This window comes from Aliiglaciecola sp. LCG003 (genome assembly GCF_030316135.1).
In the GTDB taxonomy this organism is placed as follows: domain Bacteria; phylum Pseudomonadota; class Gammaproteobacteria; order Enterobacterales; family Alteromonadaceae; genus Aliiglaciecola.
This window is the reverse complement of the sequence record NZ_CP128185.1, coordinates 383,113-404,472: the sequence shown is the minus strand read 5'-3', so window position 1 is coordinate 404,472 and position 21,360 is coordinate 383,113. Positions and strand designations below refer to the sequence as shown.

Annotated in this window: 19 protein-coding genes; 9 read left to right on the top strand and 10 right to left on the bottom strand. The window is 41.8% G+C overall.

The genetic code is table 11. The features are described from left to right. Nucleotides 1–19: 19 nt before the first annotated feature. The 9 genes from QR722_RS01680 to QR722_RS01640 all read right to left on the bottom strand — a co-directional run bounded on the left by QR722_RS01680 (nucleotide 20) and on the right by QR722_RS01640 (nucleotide 10,460). On the bottom strand, nucleotides 20–1,012 hold the full coding sequence (locus QR722_RS01680; RefSeq protein ID WP_286285030.1) for a DUF4097 family beta strand repeat-containing protein: 993 nt from the start codon (nucleotides 1,010–1,012) through the stop codon (nucleotides 20–22). Beyond that, entirely contained in the window at nucleotides 1,012–1,515 is a 504-nt protein-coding gene (locus QR722_RS01675; protein ID WP_286285029.1) for a hypothetical protein, read from the bottom strand. The genes QR722_RS01680 and QR722_RS01675 overlap by 1 nt, the downstream gene beginning before the upstream one ends. Then, the gene (locus QR722_RS01670; RefSeq protein ID WP_286287507.1) at nucleotides 1,505–2,077 is read right to left on the bottom strand and encodes an RNA polymerase sigma factor; all 573 of its coding nucleotides are present in this window, start codon (nucleotides 2,075–2,077) and stop codon (nucleotides 1,505–1,507) included. The genes QR722_RS01675 and QR722_RS01670 overlap by 11 nt, the downstream gene beginning before the upstream one ends. A 426-nt stretch (nucleotides 2,078–2,503) precedes the next feature. Beyond that, nucleotides 2,504–2,956: a 50S ribosomal protein L9 gene (gene rplI, locus QR722_RS01665; RefSeq protein WP_286285028.1), complete on the bottom strand. Its 453-nt coding sequence runs from the start codon at nucleotides 2,954–2,956 to the stop codon at nucleotides 2,504–2,506. Between the two features lie 28 nt (nucleotides 2,957–2,984). Then, nucleotides 2,985–3,212 carry a 30S ribosomal protein S18 gene (gene rpsR / locus QR722_RS01660; protein WP_008843478.1) on the bottom strand — a complete coding sequence of 76 codons (228 nt, stop codon included), beginning with the start codon at nucleotides 3,210–3,212 and terminating at the stop codon, nucleotides 2,985–2,987. A gap of 11 nt (nucleotides 3,213–3,223) precedes the next feature. Beyond that, a complete protein-coding gene (rpsF, locus tag QR722_RS01655; RefSeq protein ID WP_286285027.1) occupies nucleotides 3,224–3,640 on the bottom strand; it encodes a 30S ribosomal protein S6 in 417 nt (138 codons plus the stop codon). Between the two features lie 240 nt (nucleotides 3,641–3,880). After that, nucleotides 3,881–6,742 carry an nSTAND1 domain-containing NTPase gene (locus QR722_RS01650; RefSeq protein ID WP_286285026.1) on the bottom strand — a complete coding sequence of 954 codons (2,862 nt, stop codon included), beginning with the start codon at nucleotides 6,740–6,742 and terminating at the stop codon, nucleotides 3,881–3,883. A 256-nt stretch (nucleotides 6,743–6,998) separates the two neighbouring features. Continuing rightward, entirely contained in the window at nucleotides 6,999–9,287 is a 2,289-nt protein-coding gene (locus tag QR722_RS01645) for a carbohydrate binding family 9 domain-containing protein (RefSeq protein WP_286285025.1), read from the bottom strand. Between the two features lie 213 nt (nucleotides 9,288–9,500). After that, nucleotides 9,501–10,460, bottom strand: a complete 960-nt coding sequence (locus QR722_RS01640; RefSeq protein ID WP_286285024.1) for a DUF2167 domain-containing protein — start codon at nucleotides 10,458–10,460, stop codon at nucleotides 9,501–9,503. A 160-nt stretch (nucleotides 10,461–10,620) separates the two neighbouring features. Between QR722_RS01640 and QR722_RS01635 the strand changes: the two genes are divergently transcribed. Genes QR722_RS01635 through QR722_RS01620 form a run of 4 tightly spaced genes read left to right on the top strand, consistent with a single transcriptional unit; the run spans nucleotide 10,621 to nucleotide 12,919 of the window. Further along, complete coding sequence (locus QR722_RS01635; protein WP_286285023.1) at nucleotides 10,621–11,256, top strand: energy transducer TonB; 636 nt, start codon at nucleotides 10,621–10,623, stop codon at nucleotides 11,254–11,256. A 55-nt stretch (nucleotides 11,257–11,311) separates the two neighbouring features. After that, entirely contained in the window at nucleotides 11,312–11,872 is a 561-nt protein-coding gene (locus QR722_RS01630; protein ID WP_353506896.1) for a sigma-70 family RNA polymerase sigma factor, read from the top strand. Then, entirely contained in the window at nucleotides 11,865–12,467 is a 603-nt protein-coding gene (locus QR722_RS01625; protein ID WP_286285022.1) for a hypothetical protein, read from the top strand. The genes QR722_RS01630 and QR722_RS01625 overlap by 8 nt, the downstream gene beginning before the upstream one ends. Nucleotides 12,468–12,469: 2 nt before the next feature. After that, nucleotides 12,470–12,919, top strand: coding sequence for a hypothetical protein (locus QR722_RS01620; RefSeq protein ID WP_286285021.1), 450 nt, complete (start codon nucleotides 12,470–12,472; stop codon nucleotides 12,917–12,919). 87 nt (nucleotides 12,920–13,006) lie between these two features. Here QR722_RS01620 and QR722_RS01615 read toward each other — a convergent pair whose 3' ends face one another. Beyond that, nucleotides 13,007–13,678, bottom strand: coding sequence for an SOS response-associated peptidase (locus tag QR722_RS01615; RefSeq protein WP_286285020.1), 672 nt, complete (start codon nucleotides 13,676–13,678; stop codon nucleotides 13,007–13,009). 204 nt (nucleotides 13,679–13,882) lie between these two features. On the opposite strand from QR722_RS01615, the gene QR722_RS01610 reads away from it, so the two are divergent. From QR722_RS01610 to QR722_RS01590, 5 genes are all read left to right on the top strand, one after another. Continuing rightward, the gene (locus QR722_RS01610; RefSeq protein WP_286285019.1) at nucleotides 13,883–14,551 is read left to right on the top strand and encodes a glutathione S-transferase family protein; all 669 of its coding nucleotides are present in this window, start codon (nucleotides 13,883–13,885) and stop codon (nucleotides 14,549–14,551) included. Between the two features lie 26 nt (nucleotides 14,552–14,577). After that, complete coding sequence (locus QR722_RS01605; protein ID WP_286285018.1) at nucleotides 14,578–15,753, top strand: dipeptidase; 1,176 nt, start codon at nucleotides 14,578–14,580, stop codon at nucleotides 15,751–15,753. Between the two features lie 339 nt (nucleotides 15,754–16,092). Beyond that, nucleotides 16,093–17,586, top strand: coding sequence for a methyl-accepting chemotaxis protein (locus QR722_RS01600; RefSeq protein WP_286285017.1), 1,494 nt, complete (start codon nucleotides 16,093–16,095; stop codon nucleotides 17,584–17,586). A gap of 1 nt (nucleotide 17,587) precedes the next feature. Further along, nucleotides 17,588–18,127, top strand: a complete 540-nt coding sequence (locus QR722_RS01595) for a DUF6436 domain-containing protein (protein WP_286285016.1) — start codon at nucleotides 17,588–17,590, stop codon at nucleotides 18,125–18,127. A gap of 313 nt (nucleotides 18,128–18,440) precedes the next feature. Further along, entirely contained in the window at nucleotides 18,441–21,272 is a 2,832-nt protein-coding gene (locus tag QR722_RS01590) for a hypothetical protein (protein ID WP_286285015.1), read from the top strand. Nucleotides 21,273–21,360: the final 88 nt, after the last annotated feature.

The following is a 21,360-nucleotide window of genomic DNA, read 5'->3' as shown; positions in this document are numbered from 1 at the left end:
GCTGAGCTATTATTAATGGTTAATGTTTATCGATTTTGATCCGCCCGCTAACGGTGGAAACATTCACTCGACCATTGCCTCCATTGTGAGAAAACTCTAGCCAACGACTGGGCCCATATTTCGCTTTTTGCTCTTTATCTTGAGATAGCTTATTCACGATTCGCCCACCTGCATGACCCTGTAAGTCGAAACGCGCAGATACGTCAGGCTTGAAATACAAATTGATATCACCACCAACACTGCTAGCGCGCACATCACCCTGCTTGGCCAATTCCATCTTTATGGTCATAGTGCCATTGACCGTATCTAAATTTAACTGATTAACTTTATCCAAAACCAGTTCGATATCGCCATTGACGGTTTCAGCTTTTACTTCAAGACTGGCAACTCGCACATCGATATCGCCATTTACCGAAGAATAACCGGCTTCACTGGCGGTTGAGTCTTTGTCTTCAATATCACCATTGACGGTCTCGATTTTTATATCACCTTGCAATTGACGTGCATGGATATCACCATTAACAGCCTCAATGATTATTCTCCCGGACAAATCCGACACATCTATATTTCCATTCACTGTGTCAATATCAGTGCTGCCTCGAATATCCGAAGCTTCCACATTAGCGTTGGTAGAGGTGTACTTTACATGACTATCAAAAGGAACATAGATCCGCAAATTATCGCCATCTCCATCCTTCCAATTTCCGCCCCATCGCTGATGTTTGACTTTTACCCTGATAAGCACTTCATTACCATCACGCTCAAAAATGAATTTCTCAGTGCGATCGCCTAACTCGCCCATTACCTTCACTTCATTTTTTGACCACCCTTTTATGTCCGCAAATCCACCTAGATGTTCGATTTGTACGTAGCCATCTTTATCTGCTTCAGTAGTTTGTTCTATTTTTTCGCCTGACCAGGCTAAAGCGCTAAAAATATATAAACTTGTCGCTAATGTAAGCCTTCTCAATACCTGAGTTTTTACTATCATATTCAAAGGGATATGTGCCATTAAATCTGTCTCCACTTAGGTGAATGCACGCGCTCAATCAGGTTAATTTGCTGCTGATGCACATTTTGTAGCATCTTCAATAATGCTATATTGTCTGGATCTTGTTTAAGAGCTGCTTTAATTGCGATAGCTGCATCGTCCAGCTCGGTTAATTGAGTTTGCCAATTTTCCGTCAAGGCAGGTTGGTCTTGAAACTTAACCAACAGCGCCTGTTTTTGCTGTTGGTGCTGGTTACTCAACAGTGATACCAAATCTTGTTGCGCTAACCCAGTTGGCTTTTGCATCACTACAAACCAGCTAATCAGACCAACAACCAATATCGAAGCAGCGTAGGCATATATTTTAGGACGGTTAGTAATAATGTGAGCCGTCGATTGTGAAGTAGGTAAATCATTTGCCAACGCAATCTCAATTCCAGGCCATAGATCCCGCTCTGGCAACTTCGACTTTTCCAGCTTACTGACCTTGTCCCGTAAGTCTGTCTCAAACTGTTTATTCTGCATAACCCATCCACTCCTTCAATAACTGCTTAGCACGATGAAACTGTGCTTTACTGGAGCCCACTGCCATATTCATCATTTGGGCAATATCTTCATGGCGATATCCTTCAATTGCATGTAAAACGAATACAATTCTTGCTCTTTCTGGCAATCTTGCTACGTATCCTTCCAAGTCAGATAAATCCATTTGCTCTTCTGCTGAATGATGCATGGCCTCTGACTCTTCAATATTAAACATACGTTGCAACCACCCCCTTTGTTTACGCAAATACGAAATTGTTATATTCGATGTTACTGTATGTAACCAAGTTGAAAATTTACTTTCCCCTTTGTAATTTCCTATTTTGCGCCACAATTGAATAAACACCTCTTGGGCTGCATCCTCTGCCAGGGTCTTGTCACTGGTTAAACGCAAGCACAAACCATACACTTGACCAATATAATATTGATAAAGAGCTTGGTAGGCTTTTCTATCACCTTGTTGCACGGCACTGATCAAATCTCGTTCCGATTTATCCGTAAACGTATCTTGTGCGGCAATAACATTTCCTTGTGTATTCAATATTTTTATCGTTTATTTCATTGTGTTAAAGGATTAGTCGCAGGGTAGACTATAAAGGTTTAAACAAGCAAAAAATCTTTTTTAACCATCCACAACTACCAGCTTTGAATGAGTAGACTTCGATGCCTGTCCAGATAACAGTCGCCAATGATAAGACCGATGCTAAGAGGCGAACTCTCGTTTTCAGAGACGAAAACGCTAAGGGTATTGGGATGTATTTACCGCGTGTTTGTATTGCAGTTATAGTCTTGGAATAATTCGAAATATCATGCCTATCCAAATAACGTTGTCAAATAACGTTGCGCAAAATATCATGCCTGTCCAAATAACAGTTTTGATAAAATGCCTGTCCAAACTGCAGTGCGAATTTTTTATTTTTGGCATAAAAAAACCTCGCAATGCGAGGTTTTTATTTATAACCCAAAGAGCTTACGCTTCTTGAATGATTACCAATTTAATAGTAGTCATAACATCAGAATGTAACTGCAAGTCAATTTCAAACTCGCCAGTATCACGTAATGTACCCGTAGGTAGTTTAACTTCAGCTTTGGCCACTTCAACGCCAGCTGCAGTAATTGCATCAGCGATGTCACGTGTACCAATTGAACCAAACAACTTACCTTCATCACCAGCTGGAGCAGCGATAGTTACTTCGCCTAATTCAGTGATTTTAGTTGCACGAGCTTCAGCAGCTTCTAATTGCTTAGCAATATTAGCTTCTAATTCAGCGCGTTGCTGTTCAAATTTTTCAACATTTACTTTGGTTGCAGGAACTGCTTTTTTCTGAGGAAAAAGGAAGTTACGTGCATAACCTGATTTTACTGTGACAGTGTCACCCAAGCCGCCTAGGTTGGCGATCTTGTCTAGTAGAATGATTTCCATCTTTGCTACCTCTTAATTACGCCAACGATTACTTGTGAGAATCAGTATATGGAAGCAATGCTAGGAAGCGCGCGCGCTTGATAGCAGTTGACAACTGACGCTGATACTTAGCGCTAGTTCCAGTGATACGGCTAGGAACGATTTTACCACTTTCAGTGATATAGTTTTTCAGCAAAGCAATATCTTTGTAGTCAATTTGAACTACGCCTTCAGCTGAGAAACGGCAAAATTTACGACGTCTAAAAAAACGAGCCATTGTCTGTCTCCTTATTCTTGATCTTCAGAATCAGTAGCGTTTTCTGCTACTGGCGCTGATGCTGCATCTTCACGCTTTTCAGAACGCTCTGGACGACGGTCGTCACGACGCTCTTCTTTTGCCATTGGAGACTGTTCAGTAACAGCACCTTTGGTGCGCATAACAAGATTGCGAAGCACAATATCGTTAAAACGGAAAGCAGTTTCAAGCTCTTCAATTGCTTCAGCAGTCGCTTCAGCATTGATAAGTACGTAGTGTGCTTTATGTAGCTTTTCGATTGGATAAGCCAATTGACGGCGGCCCCAATCTTCTAGACGATGGATAGTTCCGCCGTCGTTTGTGATAATTCCAGTATAACGCTCGATCATACCAGGAACTTGCTCACTCTGGTCAGGGTGGACCATGAACACGATTTCGTAATGACGCATTGCAGCTCCTTACGGTTGTAGCCTCGTACAGTACAGCCGGACTGTTTGAGACAAGGAACAAAGGGTGTTGGCTGTTTTAAGGGCGCGAATTGTATACAAAGGAGGCAATAAGTTCAAGATCTATTTGTGCAGGGTTGTGGTTAGCCAGGCCTGGCTAAAAAATGTGCTCGTTGGTAGTGAACAAAGTGGGCAACGAGGCGGTTTCGCGCCGCCACTTTGCTCAGGTTTTACCCATGGAAATTAGTTTTCGGCTTCCGAACGCAACTGCTTTCTAATGATGGGGCGCAATAATTCCATATCTCCGTTTAGCCACATTTCCTGAGGGACTCTGTCCCACAAAATTTGTAACTCATCAATTTTTTCATGGATAGAAACATATTCTATGTAAGCGACTAATTCTGCGGGATCGATACTTTGAGTGTCCGCTACTGCCTGCCAATCGGTTTGCTGTTTTGTTAAATTAGCTAATCTAATTTTCCATGTTTTCGCAGCAGCATGAGTCGCATTCTCAATGCTATAGCCAGAGGCATTAAATGCGGCCATATTGTTCTGTTCTAGGTGCGAACGTGCGATCCAATATTGTCTTTCAAAAAAAGCGTCCGCCCACAATGGAGCAGCAATTTGTTGATCATTATCGAACTCTTGTAAGCTTTGATGAAAATAGTTTTTTGCTCTTTCGGTGTCGCCACGTTGCAAAGCTACTTGCCCTAAGCGGCCCAAACTGAAAGCCCTTAGGTAACTTACCTGATAATCGTCTTCGGCAAGCTTTTGAGTGCTTTCATAAAGCATAGTGAGGGTTTCGAAAGCTTGATTATATTGGCCCATCATCAATTGCTTAGTGGACAAATTCCAACTAGCTATGGCCGCTTCTATACGGTTACGGTTATTCGGGCTGCGCTTGGAAATTGAAGCTCGAAGTCTTTTTTCCCCCATACGCATTTCCAATGCTTCAGCCACTTTTAAGTCATTATGATACTTATCAGCCAACCAGCGATATGCATTCGCTGTGGCTATGAGTCCATCAATGTCCGCAGCAGATTTACCTTTCTCGGCAAATTTTACCGATTCAAAAAACAACTGAGTGGCACTTTCCAATTGGCCCTTGTCGATCGCAATAAGACCCATATTATAATATGCTTTTGAAAGCTCCATGCGTGCTGCTGCGCTATCCGGCTGCAGCTCTACCAATCCGAATGCACTAGCTTGGTAATGTTGGAAATATTCAAGGGCTTTTTCAGTTTTCCCAGCCGTTAGATAGGTCTTCGCAATCCAATATTGAGCTTGCGCCAGCTCGAGCCAATAGCTAAACCCATTAGGGTGTATCTCTACTAACTCATTATCCAGTGCCAAGCTGGCCTCAAACGCTTGTAAAGCATCGTCATAATGCTTATTTTCTAAATACACTTGTGCAATTCGCATAAATGTTTGACTGCGACTTAATTTAGCCGCTGTTGAGTCATCGCGAGGCTCTACCTTACTTAGGTACTCAAAGGATTTTTCAGAACCCTGCTGCATAAGATCTAATCTGCCAATCGTTTGCAATTGCTGGCTTTCATCGGCAATCAAGAATTCGATCAGCTCTTGGCTATCTGATAGTTTCTGTTTAGCAATATTTGCTTGAACTTTCGCCTGATAGGCGTTGTTGAGTGCAAAGGCAAAAAGACCTAACACTATTAAACCGGCAGTGACCCAAAGCCGATACTTCAACTTTTGGCGCTTAATCGATGCGTTAATTAATTTGCGCAAGTCTGAGCTAAGAGAGGCTCGGCCTTGTTTCAAAAGTAGCTTGCCTTCATCTAAGGCTCTGCCGGAACTAAGTAAATATGCGCTAGAGCGAGTCGCACCTTTCCATTGCTTTGCCTGGGCTTCCAAAATATTTTTAAGGGTGAGGATAGCCTGGTGGCTCTCCAAGGTCTCTGATAGTCTTGGCCAGTGCTCAAATAAGCAGTCATGGGCCAGCGCAATGAATACTTCATTTTTACAGTTTTTCTGTTTGGTTAAGATGCCAATTGCATAAAAAGCATCAACCAATTGTCTACTGCGGTCATTGTTGTATAAGTCAGACTCATGTACCCACAACCTTTCATAGCGTCCACGTTCGCTGCGCTCAACCAAATGATTCATGATCCGGGAAAAATATTTTTTCACCGATCGATCCAATCCTTGGTAGGTATTTTCAGTAACCTTCGCGATAACCCGTTCTATTCCACCTAAGTTACGATAACTCGAAAAATTCATTAAACCATTTTGAGAGCGGTGCTCGAAAAGATTCTTTAGGATGAATTGTAATAGCGGCAAACTATTAGGAAACTCTGCTGCTCGCTTTGCTAAATAGACGTCTAGAGATGGATGTTGCTCCTTACCCTCTTCAAAGCGTAAATCAAATTCGCTATTAGGAAGCCGGATCATCTCAACAAGTTGCTCAACAGTAGGTGGCAGAACGTCTAGCTGACCACCATTTTGTTTTAGCCAAAGTAGCGCTGGGAAATCGGATAGGCTTTGATAAAAATCGCTGCGCAAAGATGCGACGACGAACACTTGGCATTGGCTAACCAAACCTACAATTAACTCAATAAAGAGACGAAGTTCAGCCAGAGTCACTTGCTTGCTGAAAAACAGGCGCTCAAATTGCGCAATCGACAGCAAGGCATTCTCGCTTTTAGGTAATTGGGCTTTTCGTTGATTGATAAAACTAAAAAACTGCTCAGGGCTATTTCGGCACAAGTGAATAACTGAATCTATTTCTGTGGTTTGAATAAGCGGATATTCGTTCAGTTGAGCTAACCCATATACCAGACCTTTGACCGGATCGATAGACAAATCAGCAGTAAGTATCTCGCCGCAATGGAACCGTGGTGTGTCAGGAAATAAATAACAACCCTGTATATGAGTGAGTATACCTGCTTGCAACAAACTGGACTTTCCAGCACCATCTTTACCTAGTAGTAATAGAAATGGTCGGGAAGATTGCGCTTTGCTCTTTAACTTCTGCAGACCCAACTGGATAAGGGCATCTCGACCTTTGAAAAGGTCTGCATGACGTGTTTCAAAAGCTTGTAACCCAACATAAGGGTTAGCAGAGTTACTTCTAAGTGGCTCCAAAATCGACATTCCTAATTTAGCAAATGGTTAAATCCATCTTTCGCTAAAAACTACCACTATACTGATACAGTCGCGGCTCCTTTAACCCCTACTTCGAGATCCAACTCTTACCTTGCCAAACAGGAATTTGCAAACAGGCTGCTCAAAACGTTAACCAGCCGGGCCAGATTTAAATGTAAAATATCTACGAAGTATTGCTAAGTTAGCACTAAATTGAGCAAACCGCATCAATAAAATACGCCTCCCAAATGGAGTGCTAATTCAACCAAGCATAGCTAAATTTCATGAAGATGGATTGCTCTGACAGTCGATGGATACTGACATCATCATCTTGAAATCCGCTATCGGTGTAGCCCACAAAAAACTTCGTTAACGGGTTTATTTTGTATGAATAAAGTAATTGAGTGCTCAACACTTTGCTGCGCTTTAGGTAGTCATCCGTAGCAATGATATAGTTGTCTAAATTTCGCTTGATATCAGAGTGCACCACGATTAATCGAATGTATTGCCGTGGGTCGAACTGATAGGTCAACCTGGCATCGGTTAGGTTTGCAGTGAATAAATTAGCATCATTTACCTTTAACTGGCGGTAGGTATGACGAATATTCAATTGTAGATGCTTACCTAAGCTAAGATTCATTTTGGGGTTGATATTAATTTGTTTACCTAGGCGGTTGTTATCATAGTCAATGTTATCTCCATAGCGGGTGTACACGCCAAAGTAAACGGAAGGGCTAGGTCTGATATCAAAATAGAGACTAGCTTGGTCCTCATGAAACAAGGTTGCGTTGTTATCTACACGCAACGACTCGGCTTGTTGTCTTACACCCACTTTGTCTCGAGACTGCACGCCCAATTCTAAGTAAGACTGCCATTTTCCTCTAATACTGGTATAAATCTCTGCTTCTTTTTCCAATAACTCGCCATCATCATTGTGCGCAATATCCCAATCACCCCATACTTCGATACGATTCCACCAGCTGTGCTCGCTAAACCAGCGATATGCGCCACCAATCACTGAGGTATTACGATCTACATTACGCTCAAAACCTAGATCAGCACGAAAATCTTTACCATTGCGATAATGATCGGCTCGAAAATTCCAATTTCGTTCATTGTGACGATAATTGACTCTTAGGGCTTGGCCGTTAAACTCCCCATCATTTTTTAACCTCAACTGGGTTTCGTCACTGTAGTCTTGATATAACAAACTCGGATATTGGGTTTGGGAGCGAGCCCACTGAATTCTCAATGTATCTTGATCACTAAGCTGATACTTGCTGTCTAGCGCGGTGACATAGTTGTGATAACTGTCAGCTTCTCTGGCGGTTCCCACCACCCCTAGTGACAAGTCAGAAGAAAAATCATAACGGTAGCGCAGGGCCATATTCTTAGACCCCTCGCTTAGCTCAGCAACATCAGAGCTGAGATTTCCGGGGATCAAGAATGTCGTGGTTTGGTCATTCGCCACAAACACACCCAAAGAGTGTTGATCCATTCGTCCAGATACTTTCAGGCCATAATCAGGGGCGTTGACATTACGGGTATGCACCAAATTGTAGTTACTCGAAAAGTAATCTGCGTTTTCAAGAAAAAAGGTTCGCCGTTCGGCAAAAAATAGCGCGTTGGTATTGTTGATGCTCAGTTGCGCAATATCGGACTCTACCTGAGAGAAATCTGGGTTTAGGGTTGCCTGCAGTGAGACTTCTGGAGTGATACCCCAGGAAATATCCATTCCCACTTCTTGGTTGTTTTGGCGATCCCACTCTAATGTTTCTGCTGGTTCGCGGCTGCGCTGCTTGGCCATCACTAGGGTCGGCACTAAAGCCAAATTTTGTCCTTGTTTGGCTTGTTTAAATCCTTTAACGCTGCCCAACTGACATAAATTACAGGCATTGTTTCTATCGGTAGGAAGATTGGAGATGCGTAAGCGTTCTTCTCGAGGATAAAAACGCACAAATTCAGCCCCCCAGATTTTATCTTGCTCTCCTTCTTTGAAATTTAGAATACGCAACGGGATGGCAATTTCAACTTGGTAGCCGTCAGCGGTTATCTTTCCTACCGAATCCCAAATAGCATTCCAGCTATCACTCTCTTTACCGGTCATTTCATTCTGGATAGAATCACTTTGTATACCCAAAGGATTTACAAAGAATTGGTAGGCTAAGCGGCTATCGTAAAAGGTATCCAGCTTGAAACCGACTAAATCTTCACTCCAGACTTTATCTCTGTCACGATAAAACGCACTGATATCACTTGGATTAGGGTCTTGCGCGGTGAAACCGATATAAAGGGTTTTATCGTCTTCAAATATTCTCACCTTAGTCGTCACTGGAGGTTGAGTATTTTCATGGGGGCGGACTACATAATCAAGACTAATGAGTTTGGCACTGGCCCATTGCGGTTCATCAAAGTCTCCATCTAAGGTCACTTCACCTTTGATATTAGGGATCACAATGGCGGAATGCTGATGAGATTGAGCTATGGCAAGTTGGCTGGCAATGGCTGCAAAGCTATATATGACGACTGCAATAAATTTAGACATTAAACTTCCATAACCATTTAAACTCTGAACACCTACTGGATAAACCAAAAAGCATAATTCAGTCTTCGCCACAGAGACAGCTTAAAAAGTTAAATCAACAGGTTATCAAGTTAGAATTAAGGCTTTTGAACAGCAATCGCTCAGGACTAGCAAGCTAGCACTTTATTTGTCTAATTGTTACTCGCTTTTGGGTCATCATGGGTATTCTTTGTATTAAGTTTCAGATTTGGAATTTTTGCCCTTGGCAAACACTTTACGCACTAGTGCACCTACCCCTATTAAAATGAACACCCCAAATTTTTTCAAGAATATCAAAGCAGCGGCAAAGAGTCCGGTTTTAGCAACAACTTTTCCTGCCACCAAGGCCCCAATTCCATAGGCAGCTACATCATCTATATCAGGATCAAAATCTGCATAGCGGGAACCTTCTTTAAAGTCAGCCATATCTAATACCGCAGCAATTCGCTGATCGATGATGTCTAATTGCTCCATGCCTGCGACAAAATTAAGAACTAAAACACCTTGTCTACCCAACACTCTTATATTGTAGTTCAAGGTGTGAGCTGAACTCTCACCGAAGCGGATTTCCTTTGCCCAGTGGAGCTTTTTATTCTGATCATCATAATAGGGTTTAGCTGCCCAACCGACTAACTCAATGGGTTCAAATCCATTCTCTACCCGATATTGGCTGTCCTGTTTGAAGTCGGCTTGCATTTCACTCAGCAAGTTATCGTAATCAATGTCCGCCGCGTTTTCGTCACTGACATAGCCATCTTCTTCATATTTAACAGTCACGCCCCATGAATCACTATCAAAAGGAGTATATTCACTAGGAAATAGCATCCCAAGTATGCCTTGGCTAGAGCCTTCTGGATTTCCCCAAACCTGTTCGAGAACTTTTTCGGCATCTTGAGCATCTAAGAAATAGTAACCTTGAGGTACATCTAATTTGGCCACATTGCCGGGCAACTCTATGATGCCTTGTTTCCTATCCAATGATCCGAGCATAGTGGTAGCCCATTCATAATAAGCTATCTCCTCGGCGCTCAATGTTTCACTTTGGCTAGCTGTCCCGAATTCAGAGTCAGGATTATTTTGAGACATGGCCGAGCAAGTGAAAAATAACACTAAACACACACTCAAAATCGCCTTTATATTTCCGTATATTGCCACAGTAATTCCTTCAACATAATTGATGCTATTAGAGCTAAATAGTCCAACATTTGAACCTTATCAGCAAGCATAAATATAATTTAACCCCGATCTGGTTTTTGTCACGTTACTCAAATAACTGCAGTAAAAACTATAACCCTAAAATAGATCGGAGATAACAATGGATAATATAATGTTAGCGCCCCAGCCTAGAATGAGCTTCAAGTTACCCAGTTTTATTTTGATAGCTGCGTTTATTACCTTCGCGCTATTTGTAATGATGGACAAATTGACCTCGCAAGAGGGGCAATATGCCGAAGCAGTTGAAAACACAGTGTTTATTGATCCTGTATTAGACATAGAGGAATCTGGGCCAATCGAACAGCAAAAGATCAAACCACTGGAGCCACCAAAGCAAATTCCAGAACCCCTTAAACCCTTAATCGAAGAAGTGCCTAGTGATTCAGCATTAGGGTTGCAAGTGAAAGTAGAGATCCCACAGCAGCAATACAATAAAGCTGACATATCTTTGGGCAGTGGCGGTGAAGATTCTCGCCCACTGATCCGAATCGCGCCAAGATATCCTACTGATGCAGCCCGCGACGGTATTGAGGGTTGGGTTGAACTGCAGTTTACAATCGATGCTTCTGGAAGGGTCAAAGATATTCAAGTTGTGGATTCTCATCCCAAGCGTACTTTCGATAGAGAAGCTCGAAAAGCATTACAAAAATGGAAATACAAGCCACAATATGTTGATGGCAGAGCAGTGGATAAACCCGGTATGCAAGTTGTGTTAGACTTTAAGCTAGATGCTTAAAGTTCAGTAGCAGTCGAGCTAGCTAAGCTATTCCAAGGTTGAATTAAGGATTCATGTGAGTATCACCTTAGCCTTAAAGTCGTTATTCAGCGCCAACCAAACAGATGAATGGTTGGTGCTACGCTATGCCCAAAGCGGTGATAAAAAGTTACTAGAGCAACTTTATGATAATTGCGCTGACGACTTGTATCACTTCTTGCTGACACAATCGGATCCTGAATTAGCCAAAGATATCTGTCAAAAGACATGGCTAAAAGTGATTGAGAAACCTCATTTGTACAATGAAACAGGACGCTTTATTGCCTGGTTGTTTACTTTAGGCAGGAACGCGTTAATAGATGAATTTCGCAAAAGCAACCGAGTGGAGTTGCGGGAACAGCAGGACCTACCAAACCAGAGCTGTGAATTTGATGAAAATGATTCATTGTCTGACGTATTTGATAAAGCCTTGCTCTGTTTGCCTTTCGAGCAGCGGGAAGCGTTTTGCTTGCAGCAAGAAGGCTTTGGTCTGCAAGAAATAGCAGATATAACTCATTGTCCGGTGGAAACAGCTAAAAGCCGTATTCGCTATGCCAAGCAAACCATGCGTTCACAGTTAGAGAAATACTATGACTAAGTTACATGAAGCAGATAAACATCAGCATATTGAACAACAGTTTAGTGACTTATACCAAGGGCGCAAAAACAAAATTCAATCACCCAGTAGCGTGAAGCGAAGAGTGTTACAGGACGCAAACAAAGGCTCTAATTGGTATAGCATGCTTAACCGTTTTCAACATGTTGCCATAGCCGCGGGTACCTTATTGTTGATTAGCTTGGTAGCTTTACAATTTCACCAATTGCAAAATCCAATTGAAGAGCTAAGTTATACAACCGTGGAGCTGCATAGTTTGGACGGGGAAAAGGGAGCTGATTTTGGCCAAATTCGTCGACTCTACTCGCAGCATTATAATGATTACTTACAACAAAAAGCATTTTTGGCTTTGCATCACCAAAAATCAGCTATCTTGCAACAGCTGGACGACGGCTGGGAGTTAAAAACCTGCAATCAAGAACTAGTTAAAATATCCAAACAAGTGGTCGAGACACTGCAAAAAATGAACCTGGTAGGTATGTCTTTAAAAAGTGGCGACAGCGTACAAATTGCCTTCAATGCTTCAGGCCTGATAGTTGGTCTTCATCCAAGCAAAATCCCATTAGTATGCTCTTAATTATGCAAACCAGTGTAATAGGCACTTTGATTGCGGGCCACCAAATCGCTTCTGGGACTAATTCCAACTCTCCATACCCTGCGGGCAGCATTGCCATGCAATTACCTAAATTTAAAGCCTTAGGGCTAGATTTAAGCGACTGCTTTGCTGGGACATTAAACTTGCAGTTTGCGGTTAACTCAGTGGAAATCATCAAGCCCGATTTTACCTTTGAAGATGTGTTGTGGGCGGAAGGGTTTATGGCTGAAACATTTTCATTTATAGGCTGTGAAATTGCACTTAACAACAGAGTTTACAAAGCCTGGGTGTACTATCCTCATCCTGAAACTAAACTACGGCATTTTCAGCAAACCAATGTACTGGAGATTTTAACTCTACCCATACAACCGATTCGATATGGTGAGCAACTCGAATTTCACTTTGATGCTGACAAGATAGCATTTCATAATTGATTAAATCATATCAGCGTCAATAACATTGAACAACTAAGCGTAGATAGACGCTTCCATCATAAAGTGACCTTCAGTGAGGTCAAAACCCTAAAAACCAAAGCCTTGTTGTGGCGGAACCTCTGGCAGAATTTCTCTAATCAGATCCGTTCCTTGATTATGCACGTTATTGACTCGGTTGGACACAGGATAAAAACGGTAATCCTCTGAATAGGGCTGCCAGGCTAAATTTTCACTCTCATCTACATTGCCGTGCATCCATAGTTTAGCCTGAGACGCCTCAAACATTAGCGGCATAGCATGATGAAGGGGCTCAAGCAGTCCTTCTGCTGGACGGGTAATAATCGTAAAAGATCCCGGAGTATCAAGCCGTGGGCATTCAAATAAACCGCCAAATAGGATCGGATTGCAGTCTTTGCGGGTGACAAAATAAGCCTGCTTAGTATTGCTTTGCTGTTGCCACTCGTAATAACCAAGGGCGGGTACAATACAGCGCCGGCCCCTTGTCCATGCATCACGAAAAGAGGGTTTTTCGGCTAGGGTTGCAAGCCTGGCATTGAAGGTTGAAAAGGCGGTTTGCTGGGTATCGACCCACGCTGGTAGCAGTCCCCATCGGAACACCGCACAGCCTTGCGACGTCACTATGGGTGCCATCTGACTGGGAGCAATATTAAAGCTAAGTTCAGCCTGTGCAGGCCAATCCGCTAAAACATCCGTCCATCCCAACATTGCACCTATATGATTTGCATATCGACCACACATATAGAAACTCCTCAACATAGGCAACTCGGCTCAATTGATTATGCCAGATGTTTGGCCTTGGCTAAACATCGTTTCAGTGGCCTCTGTTAACCAGATTTATAAACAACTATAACAATTGAAATGTTGCGCTTGTTAACATTTGGCGCAACATTAGGACTAAACTGTCAATTATCTACCTTCATCAACAACATAACTGGACGATTTATGCTTAAACTCTATGGCTTTGATGTCAGCAACTACTACAACATGCTAAAACTGGCGATGGCCCTAAAGGGCATTGACTACAAAAGCATAACAACTTACCCCAATCAGACGCCTGAGTACCTAGCGATTTGTCCTACAGGGAAAGTGCCAGCGTTATTGACTGAGCAAGGCGTATTGATAGAAACCAATGTGATCATGGAATATTTGGATGAAAACTATGCCGGTACGCAGCTTTACCCGCAAGATGCATACAGCAAGGCGCGAGTGAAAGAATTGGTTAAAATGATAGAACTGTATATCGAACTGCCCGCGCGAAGATGCCACACAGAAGCGTTTTGGGGAGTGCCAGTGCATGACACCACCAAAAAAGAAGTTAAACGTGCACTGTTAAATGGTATGCAGTCCATCGCACGGGTTGCATCATTTTCGCCTTATCTTGCGGGGAAAGAGTTCAGTGCCGCGGACATATTTTTCTTATATTCGGCAGATCTCGCCAGCTCCGTCGCCACCAAGTTGTTCGGTATAGATTTGCTAGCCGAAGCGCCAGGTGCAAAAGCCTTGATGGACAAACTTAACGCTCTGCCAGAGGTGAAATTAATTGCTCAACAGCGACGGGAAGCAACCCCAGCATTCAATGAGTACTTGTCGAAGGCTTTTAGCAAAAACTAAACAATTATCAATAGTGAGAACAGAAAATGAATCTGACTAAAGTTAGCGTCTATCTATTGGCATTGCTCTGCATCGGCTACGTTTTAGTCAGATTGATTGCACCACCCATGCTAGAAAAAGGCATGAATAAGGTTGAGCCTTTGGAAGCCATGCCTGTTAACCAAGCAGCCAAAAAACTGCATCAGAGGTTAATTGTTGGAGATTGGCATGCCGACAGTACCTTGTGGAGCAGGAATTTAGCCAGCCATGAAACATATGGCCACGTTGATCTTCCTCGCTTACAGCAAGGAAACGTTGCCATGCAAATGTTCACCACAGTGACAAAATCCCCAGATGGGCTCAATTATGATGAAAACCAAACTGATGCCGCAGATAACATTACCAAAGCGGCAATAGTGCAGGGCTGGCCTTTTGCCACTTTGACGAGCTTGACGGCAAGAGCTTTGTTTCAAGCAGAAAAAATACACACAATCGCAAACGAACATCCGGATGACTTTGTGCTGGTCACCTCCAAAGACAGCTTGGCTGAATTTATGCTAAAACGTCAATCCAACCCAAAATTAGTTGCAGGCTTGCTGGGGACTGAAGGGTCCCATGCATTGGATGGAAAACTTGCAAATATTGAAGTGCTGTACAACAAGGGCTTCAGAATGATGAGCTTACAGCACTTTTTTGACAACAAGTTAGGGGGATCTTTACACGGCACCAGTCAGGCAGGACTAACCGACTTTGGGCGAGACGCCCTAAAGAAAATGCAACAAATGGGCATTATCGTTGACTTGTCACATTCATCTGCGCAAACGGTTAAAGATGTTCTAACTGTCAGTACCGCTCCTCTTGTGATTAGCCATACGGGCTTCAAAGGTGATTGTGATACCAAGCGTAATATTGATGATGCCCTCATGCGTCAAGTGGCTCAAACGGGCGGCTTAATCGCAGTAGGTTATTGGGACGGGGCCGTTTGCGGTATCAGTCCAAACGATGTTGCCGATTCAATAATCTATGGTATTGACTTAGTCGGCGAAGATCACGTAGCACTTGGATCGGACTTTGATGGGGCAGTCACTACTGCATTTGACAGCAGTCAATTAGTTTTTATCACCCAAGCATTACTCGATAAAAATGTGGATGAAAGCGTGATTGCCAAGGTGATGGGCGGCAACATGCTAGCGTTTTTACAAAAAAATCTGCCTGATGAATAATTTGTTGGAGTATCGCTACCGACGAAATACTCCGCAGTGCAAGACCAAGCACTGCGGTTAATTGCCCACTTACCCATTCCAACCTAAATAAATCCGCACATTGGAAGCCATGAATAGGATTGGGTTGATGCTTAGGTAGGCAAATGTGATCGTTTTATCACACTAGTGACTATACTTAAGCCAAGTTACCGGAAATAGCGCTAATAGTGCACCTTATACTTTTAGCCAATAGACATTAGTTATGTAGGCTGTATGTTTGTTTTGGATATGTATCTGAAATGATAAGAAAATATATACGATTGAATTTATGCTGAAACAGGAACCATTGGAGAGAGTATTATGAAATCACAAGTCAGACCCTGGGTTGGCAATGCAAACACGTTATTCACTTACACCCTGCCAATATTATTGATCATCAGTCTGTGCTTAGCGCCCATTTATGGCACTTGGTTAGAAGCACTGTTGATTGGTATCCCCGCAACCTTAGTGCCGATCTTACTATTTAGAACGCAAGGTCAGTCCGAACTAACTCAACACGCCGTTGCCATCAGTCTAATGATTTTCTCCGCATTACATATTCAACAAATGCATGGCTTAGTAGAAATGCATTTTGGCATTTTCGTTCTCATGTCATTTCTGGCTTATTATCAAAATTGGCGGGTTTTCGTAACCGCAGTAGCAGTGGTTGCCGTTCATCACCTCGGTTTTTTCTTTTTGCAGCAATCTGGCGCCCCGGTTTATGTAATGCAAGATGGTAGTCTGCTGTTTGGACTGTTAATGGTGCACGCAGCCTATGCGATCGTTCAAGGGTTTATGATGGGCCGAATGTCCAGCAACAGTGAGCGCAACGCAACCTCCGCCTACGAATTACAGCGCTGTGTTACCTTGATTACCGCGCAAGAAGGTAAGTTTGATTTAACTATTCGCTCCAATCCGGAGCATGCGAGTGAAAGTCTATCTGCATTTGATAAGTTGATTGACTCATTTCAAGCCATCATTAGCGAGGTTGAGCAGTTGGGTAATAACATCGACAAAAACACTAGCTCTACTTTGAACGTAGCGACTGATTTGAGAAACAGTAAACAACGCAGTCTTGACGAAGTGCGCTCCATTGCCAGTTCATCTGAGCAATTGTCAATGTCCGCTAACAATATGTCGGCTCAGGCCAGTGCCACTTATCATGGCGCGAGTAATGCAAAAGCAGATACAAGTTTAGCCCAGCGGGCTGTGCAAGAAGCCAGTACAGATGTGAGCAAATTAGTCCAACGTATAGAATCCACTAACCAAACCATTGATGACTTAGCTAAAGAATGCGATAGCATTTCCACTGTATTAGCCACAATACAATCCATCGCCGACCAAACCAATTTACTCGCATTGAACGCGGCCATTGAAGCAGCTAGAGCTGGAGAACAAGGCCGTGGCTTTGCGGTTGTTGCAGATGAAGTAAGGCAATTAGCATCGAGAACCAAAAGTAGTACCGAGGAAGTCAATGACATTATGGCTCGCCTTTTATCCTCTTCCAAATTGTCGAGTAAATCGATGAAAGATTGTATGGAGCTAGGTAGCACTACCAGTGAACAAGCAGAATCCGCTTATGGGTTGATGCAAAAAGTGCAAGAAAACATTGATCATGTTGATGATGTTACCCATGGCTTAAAATTGGCTATAGATGAGCAGTCACAGGCGATTAATATGATTTCATCTGCTGTGGGTCAGCTCAATGAAATTAGTAATGAAGAGTCAGTGATGACTAAGAGCATCACCTCTGAAACAGAAATCTTGGATAAGATGTCTCAGCAATTATTGCGCAGTCTACAAAAGTTCCAGTGATATGTTTAGGAAACCCACTTTTACTGTAACCTTGTTATTTGTTTGGGTTTCCGCAACTTTTGTATTATTTTTTGTTTTAGCTACTCGCAACCTAGTGCCCTTTGACCCTGCTCAATCTCTGCTCCTTTCATCCATGGATGCAGGGTTTGACCAGCGTGTAAAAGCAGTATTTGAAAACAGCGGTCAGCCGGTAAATAGCAGTGTCTTTCATATTCAGGCCCAAGGCTGTGCTTGCAACAATGTAAGCCAATCTCATATTCGCTCATTAAATCAAAACTTACAGCGCAATGACTATCAAATTCGAAATGTCAGCCCAGACAATGTGGCACAATTATCTGCAATCATCCCATCCGCACCAGCAATCGTCGTTTTCGATCAGCAAGGCAAACTAAGTTATTTAGGCCCGTACTCATCCGGCTTACTATGTGGCAGTCGCAACAGCTTGATCGATTCAATCATCGACAAAATCGTTACTAATAAGCACCTAGGTGCCACTATCATCTCGCAAAGCGAGGGCTGCTATTGCGCGCTTAAGGCGTAGGCCAATCTTTAATATCAAATTCAATTCAAAACTCCCGTCAATAGCCTAGGTTTAAGATATTTGTCGATATACAAATGCTTGGTGTTACACAGTGGTAGAGGGCAAAAAATGCTCTTCGGACAATATCTATGTGTGTCAGGACGGCGAAAATAGACGTCCATTTAAATTCCTTTAGAGCTAATATCGCAAACCAATTTCAGCCGGATAATTGATGGAGTAGTAATTTAGTGCGATCATACTTACCCGATGACGCATTATAGATGCATCGTAAAGTGTTCAAAACAGTTCATTCAGGCCCTTTATAGGAAATTTTATGCTGAGAAATTTGTTTTCCTATTTAACAATAGTGTTTTCGTTTAGTTCATTTTCCGCAGATTCATTTATTAAAGTGAACCAATACACAATTTCCGACAACTATATTTCTGAGTACGCTGTAACTAGTTTTGATAAAAAGTATTTATTTGATGTCAATCATCGCCGAGAAGGTGCCCAAAGCAGTGCAACTACATTCAAAGTCTTTACTAAAGAAGGTGATGATACATATCGACAAAGCCAAGAATTAGCCTTATCCCCTGAGCTATCAGCCTCATTTAATGACATAAGCATTGTTATCTACACCGAACAATACTTAACAGTGATTGTCGAGGATATTAACAACCGGCGAGCTTTTCATCGATTTTCTGTTGGCGAACAAGGAAGCCTAACCTATATTGATAAAACATCGCTTGACGGTGGATATTATAGTCAATCGACTAAAGTCATGTTATCTGAGGGAAAATTCTACGAGTTCTATGAGAATACAATCACTTTCTGGAGAGCAGCAAATGATGGAATATTGATACATTTGTTTGATTACCAACACCAATCAGACGAATCTACAGGAGATAATATTTTCACTGTAGTCAATGATTCGCAACTTATACATGTCGGCATGATTAGGGAGGTCACCGAGGAAAACTTCTTCTTTGAAGTAACTCAATATGACATAGATTGGAACAACAACTTAGTAGATCTCAGGTATTTAGAGAAAATATATTTGAATGAATACTTTGACCTTGCTTATAACAAAATAGTTAATGTTTTAGCTAATGACGATTCCAGTTCAATCTTTCTTAAGACTTTTAAGCATGAATTTATTTTCAAAGGCTTAGGTACCGAAAACGTTACATTGGAATATGTTAATGAGGAAGATTCTAATTTTTTAGCGGTGGACCCGAATACCCAGCAGATACTTGAAACTGGTGAAGTATTAAAATCTGTCAGAATCAATTGGCAAAACCATAGTGTTGTTCGCAGTAATATGAACGCTGCCTATGTATACGGGACCATTAAATTCTTGGCCGCAGGCTTATTTTTAAAAACTGACATCTATGGCCAAGAGGGGCAATTGTGGCGAAATCCCACTGAACTAAATGTTAGCCAAATGTCTATTTTAGCAGTCAATGATGGTGATCTACCGCTAGATTTAAACCGAAAGTTATACTTCGACGAGCTATCTAAGCAACTACTAGTAACTGGAGATGCGAATGACTCTCCTGAAGAAATCAACTTTAAACTCTATGTCTGGGATTATGATGTTACTGAAAATCGCCTTACTTACATGGGCTCATCCAGTTGCTGCGACAACGAGCAGATTTCAAACGGTGTCATTGAATATCCACTAGGGATTTTTAATGACAATTACTATGTCTCAGTCAAACTTGGCGCCAATAAATTTATTGCAAGATTAACTAAAACTTTAAATGGAATAGAGTTTGCCGAAGCTTATGCGTTAAATGATTTCGATGGAGAAGGACTGTTAGTTGATGACGTTTTTTTTGCCGACAACAATACTATAGTAGCTGAATTATACGGCGATTCCCTTGCCGAACCGGAAATAAACATATGTAGCCTTAATGATACTGGTCAAATAATAGGATGTAATAGACAGAAACTTTTTACAGAATTTGAGTTTGGAAGAAATTTAACTGCATATAAATTTCATAAACTTTCAGCTGTAAACCAATTCTTATTTGCACCTACGGATAATGAATCAAAATTGTCTAATATGCTGTTTGTTGAATTTAATGGAAGCCAGTTTGTTATAAACCAGCAATATCCTCTAAAAAGTAACGGCAGCACTTACTCGCCAGTGATTTCTACAACCATAGTTAATCAAGGAAATGATTTATTTATTTACAACGACGGGATTGCGTATTTTGAACGTGAAAATGGCCAATGGAATCTGACACCAAGTGATGAGGAATATTCCAAAGGTGAACTCACTGGTAGCCACAATTATTACTTAAATAGAATAGGGCAATCAACAGTTTATGATGCACAAAGAAAAACGTTTTGGTCGGTTCCCGGACAGGATAGAAATTTATCAGGATGGTTTCAATTAACCGAAGACGGTAAAGGTATTTCCGTTGATATAACTAATACAGATCGTGTAATAACAACTTTTGAATTGAGTAACCCAAATCCTACGATCTATATAGGAGGATTGAATAATAACTCTAATTATTATGCAACACAGGATGAGTTATTGAAAATTGATTTTTCTCAATTTTTTTACAACTTAGGGAGTTCTGTTGAGGTTGATGCACCTGAAAAATTTAGTTTTGAGGACGGGATGCTATTTGGGACTTTATCTAACGATGATATTGTAGAAGGGAATTATGCTGAAGGCACCCAAATCAAAGTTGAAGTAAGCAATGAATCTTCATACGTTGGCTTTTTTAATATTGTTCCGGTGAACGTAAATGACGCGCCTAAACTTAAGGATAATATTAGTAGGGAATACCTACAGGTAAATGAATCATATTATGTGGATTTAAATGAATATGTTAGCGATCCAGATAGAGACTTTTTGACTTTCCAAGCTACCGGTTTACCAGATGGTTATATCCTTGAAGATTCGATTATTCAAGGTTCAACATCAAATAATGGAGATTATACCCTGAATATTATTGCCGACGATGGCAATGGCAAACAGCTAGCATTTAATATACCGATTACAGTTAACAACTCTGGCCAACAGGAGGCGACAAGTGACAATAGCTTAAGCGCAGCCGGCGGGACCTATGGTTGGTCGCTTCTATTACTCTTTATTGTAGCCTTGGTTCGCACGTCAAATATCAGCTATAAAACTATGTTGCACTGAATCAATAGCCGTGCAGGGGCGAGCAATTCAAGTTGAATAGAAAATTTTATAATGAGCGCCAAACAATAATACAACTGTAAAATATAAG

Bases quoted from the DNA above. Each gene is read 5' to 3' on its own strand.
- QR722_RS01625 (WP_286285022.1), top strand. From the start codon at position 11,865: ATGACTAAGTTACATGAAGCAGATAAACATCAGCATATTGAACAACAG.
- rplI (WP_286285028.1), bottom strand. From the start codon at position 2,956: ATGGAAATCATTCTACTAGACAAGATCGCCAACCTAGGCGGCTTGGGT.
- rpsF (WP_286285027.1), bottom strand. From the start codon at position 3,640: ATGCGTCATTACGAAATCGTGTTCATGGTCCACCCTGACCAGAGTGAG.
- QR722_RS01680 (WP_286285030.1), bottom strand. From the start codon at position 1,012: ATGGCACATATCCCTTTGAATATGATAGTAAAAACTCAGGTATTGAGA.
- QR722_RS01615 (WP_286285020.1), bottom strand. From the start codon at position 13,678: ATGTGTGGTCGATATGCAAATCATATAGGTGCAATGTTGGGATGGACG.
- QR722_RS01595 (WP_286285016.1), top strand. From the start codon at position 17,588: ATGTTTAGGAAACCCACTTTTACTGTAACCTTGTTATTTGTTTGGGTT.
- QR722_RS01605 (WP_286285018.1), top strand. From the start codon at position 14,578: ATGAATCTGACTAAAGTTAGCGTCTATCTATTGGCATTGCTCTGCATC.
- QR722_RS01600 (WP_286285017.1), top strand. From the start codon at position 16,093: ATGAAATCACAAGTCAGACCCTGGGTTGGCAATGCAAACACGTTATTC.
- rpsR (WP_008843478.1), bottom strand. From the start codon at position 3,212: ATGGCTCGTTTTTTTAGACGTCGTAAATTTTGCCGTTTCTCAGCTGAA.
- QR722_RS01675 (WP_286285029.1), bottom strand. From the start codon at position 1,515: ATGCAGAATAAACAGTTTGAGACAGACTTACGGGACAAGGTCAGTAAG.
- QR722_RS01645 (WP_286285025.1), bottom strand. From the start codon at position 9,287: ATGTCTAAATTTATTGCAGTCGTCATATATAGCTTTGCAGCCATTGCC.
- QR722_RS01620 (WP_286285021.1), top strand. From the start codon at position 12,470: ATGCAAACCAGTGTAATAGGCACTTTGATTGCGGGCCACCAAATCGCT.
- QR722_RS01590 (WP_286285015.1), top strand. From the start codon at position 18,441: ATGCTGAGAAATTTGTTTTCCTATTTAACAATAGTGTTTTCGTTTAGT.
- QR722_RS01610 (WP_286285019.1), top strand. From the start codon at position 13,883: ATGCTTAAACTCTATGGCTTTGATGTCAGCAACTACTACAACATGCTA.
- QR722_RS01635 (WP_286285023.1), top strand. From the start codon at position 10,621: ATGGATAATATAATGTTAGCGCCCCAGCCTAGAATGAGCTTCAAGTTA.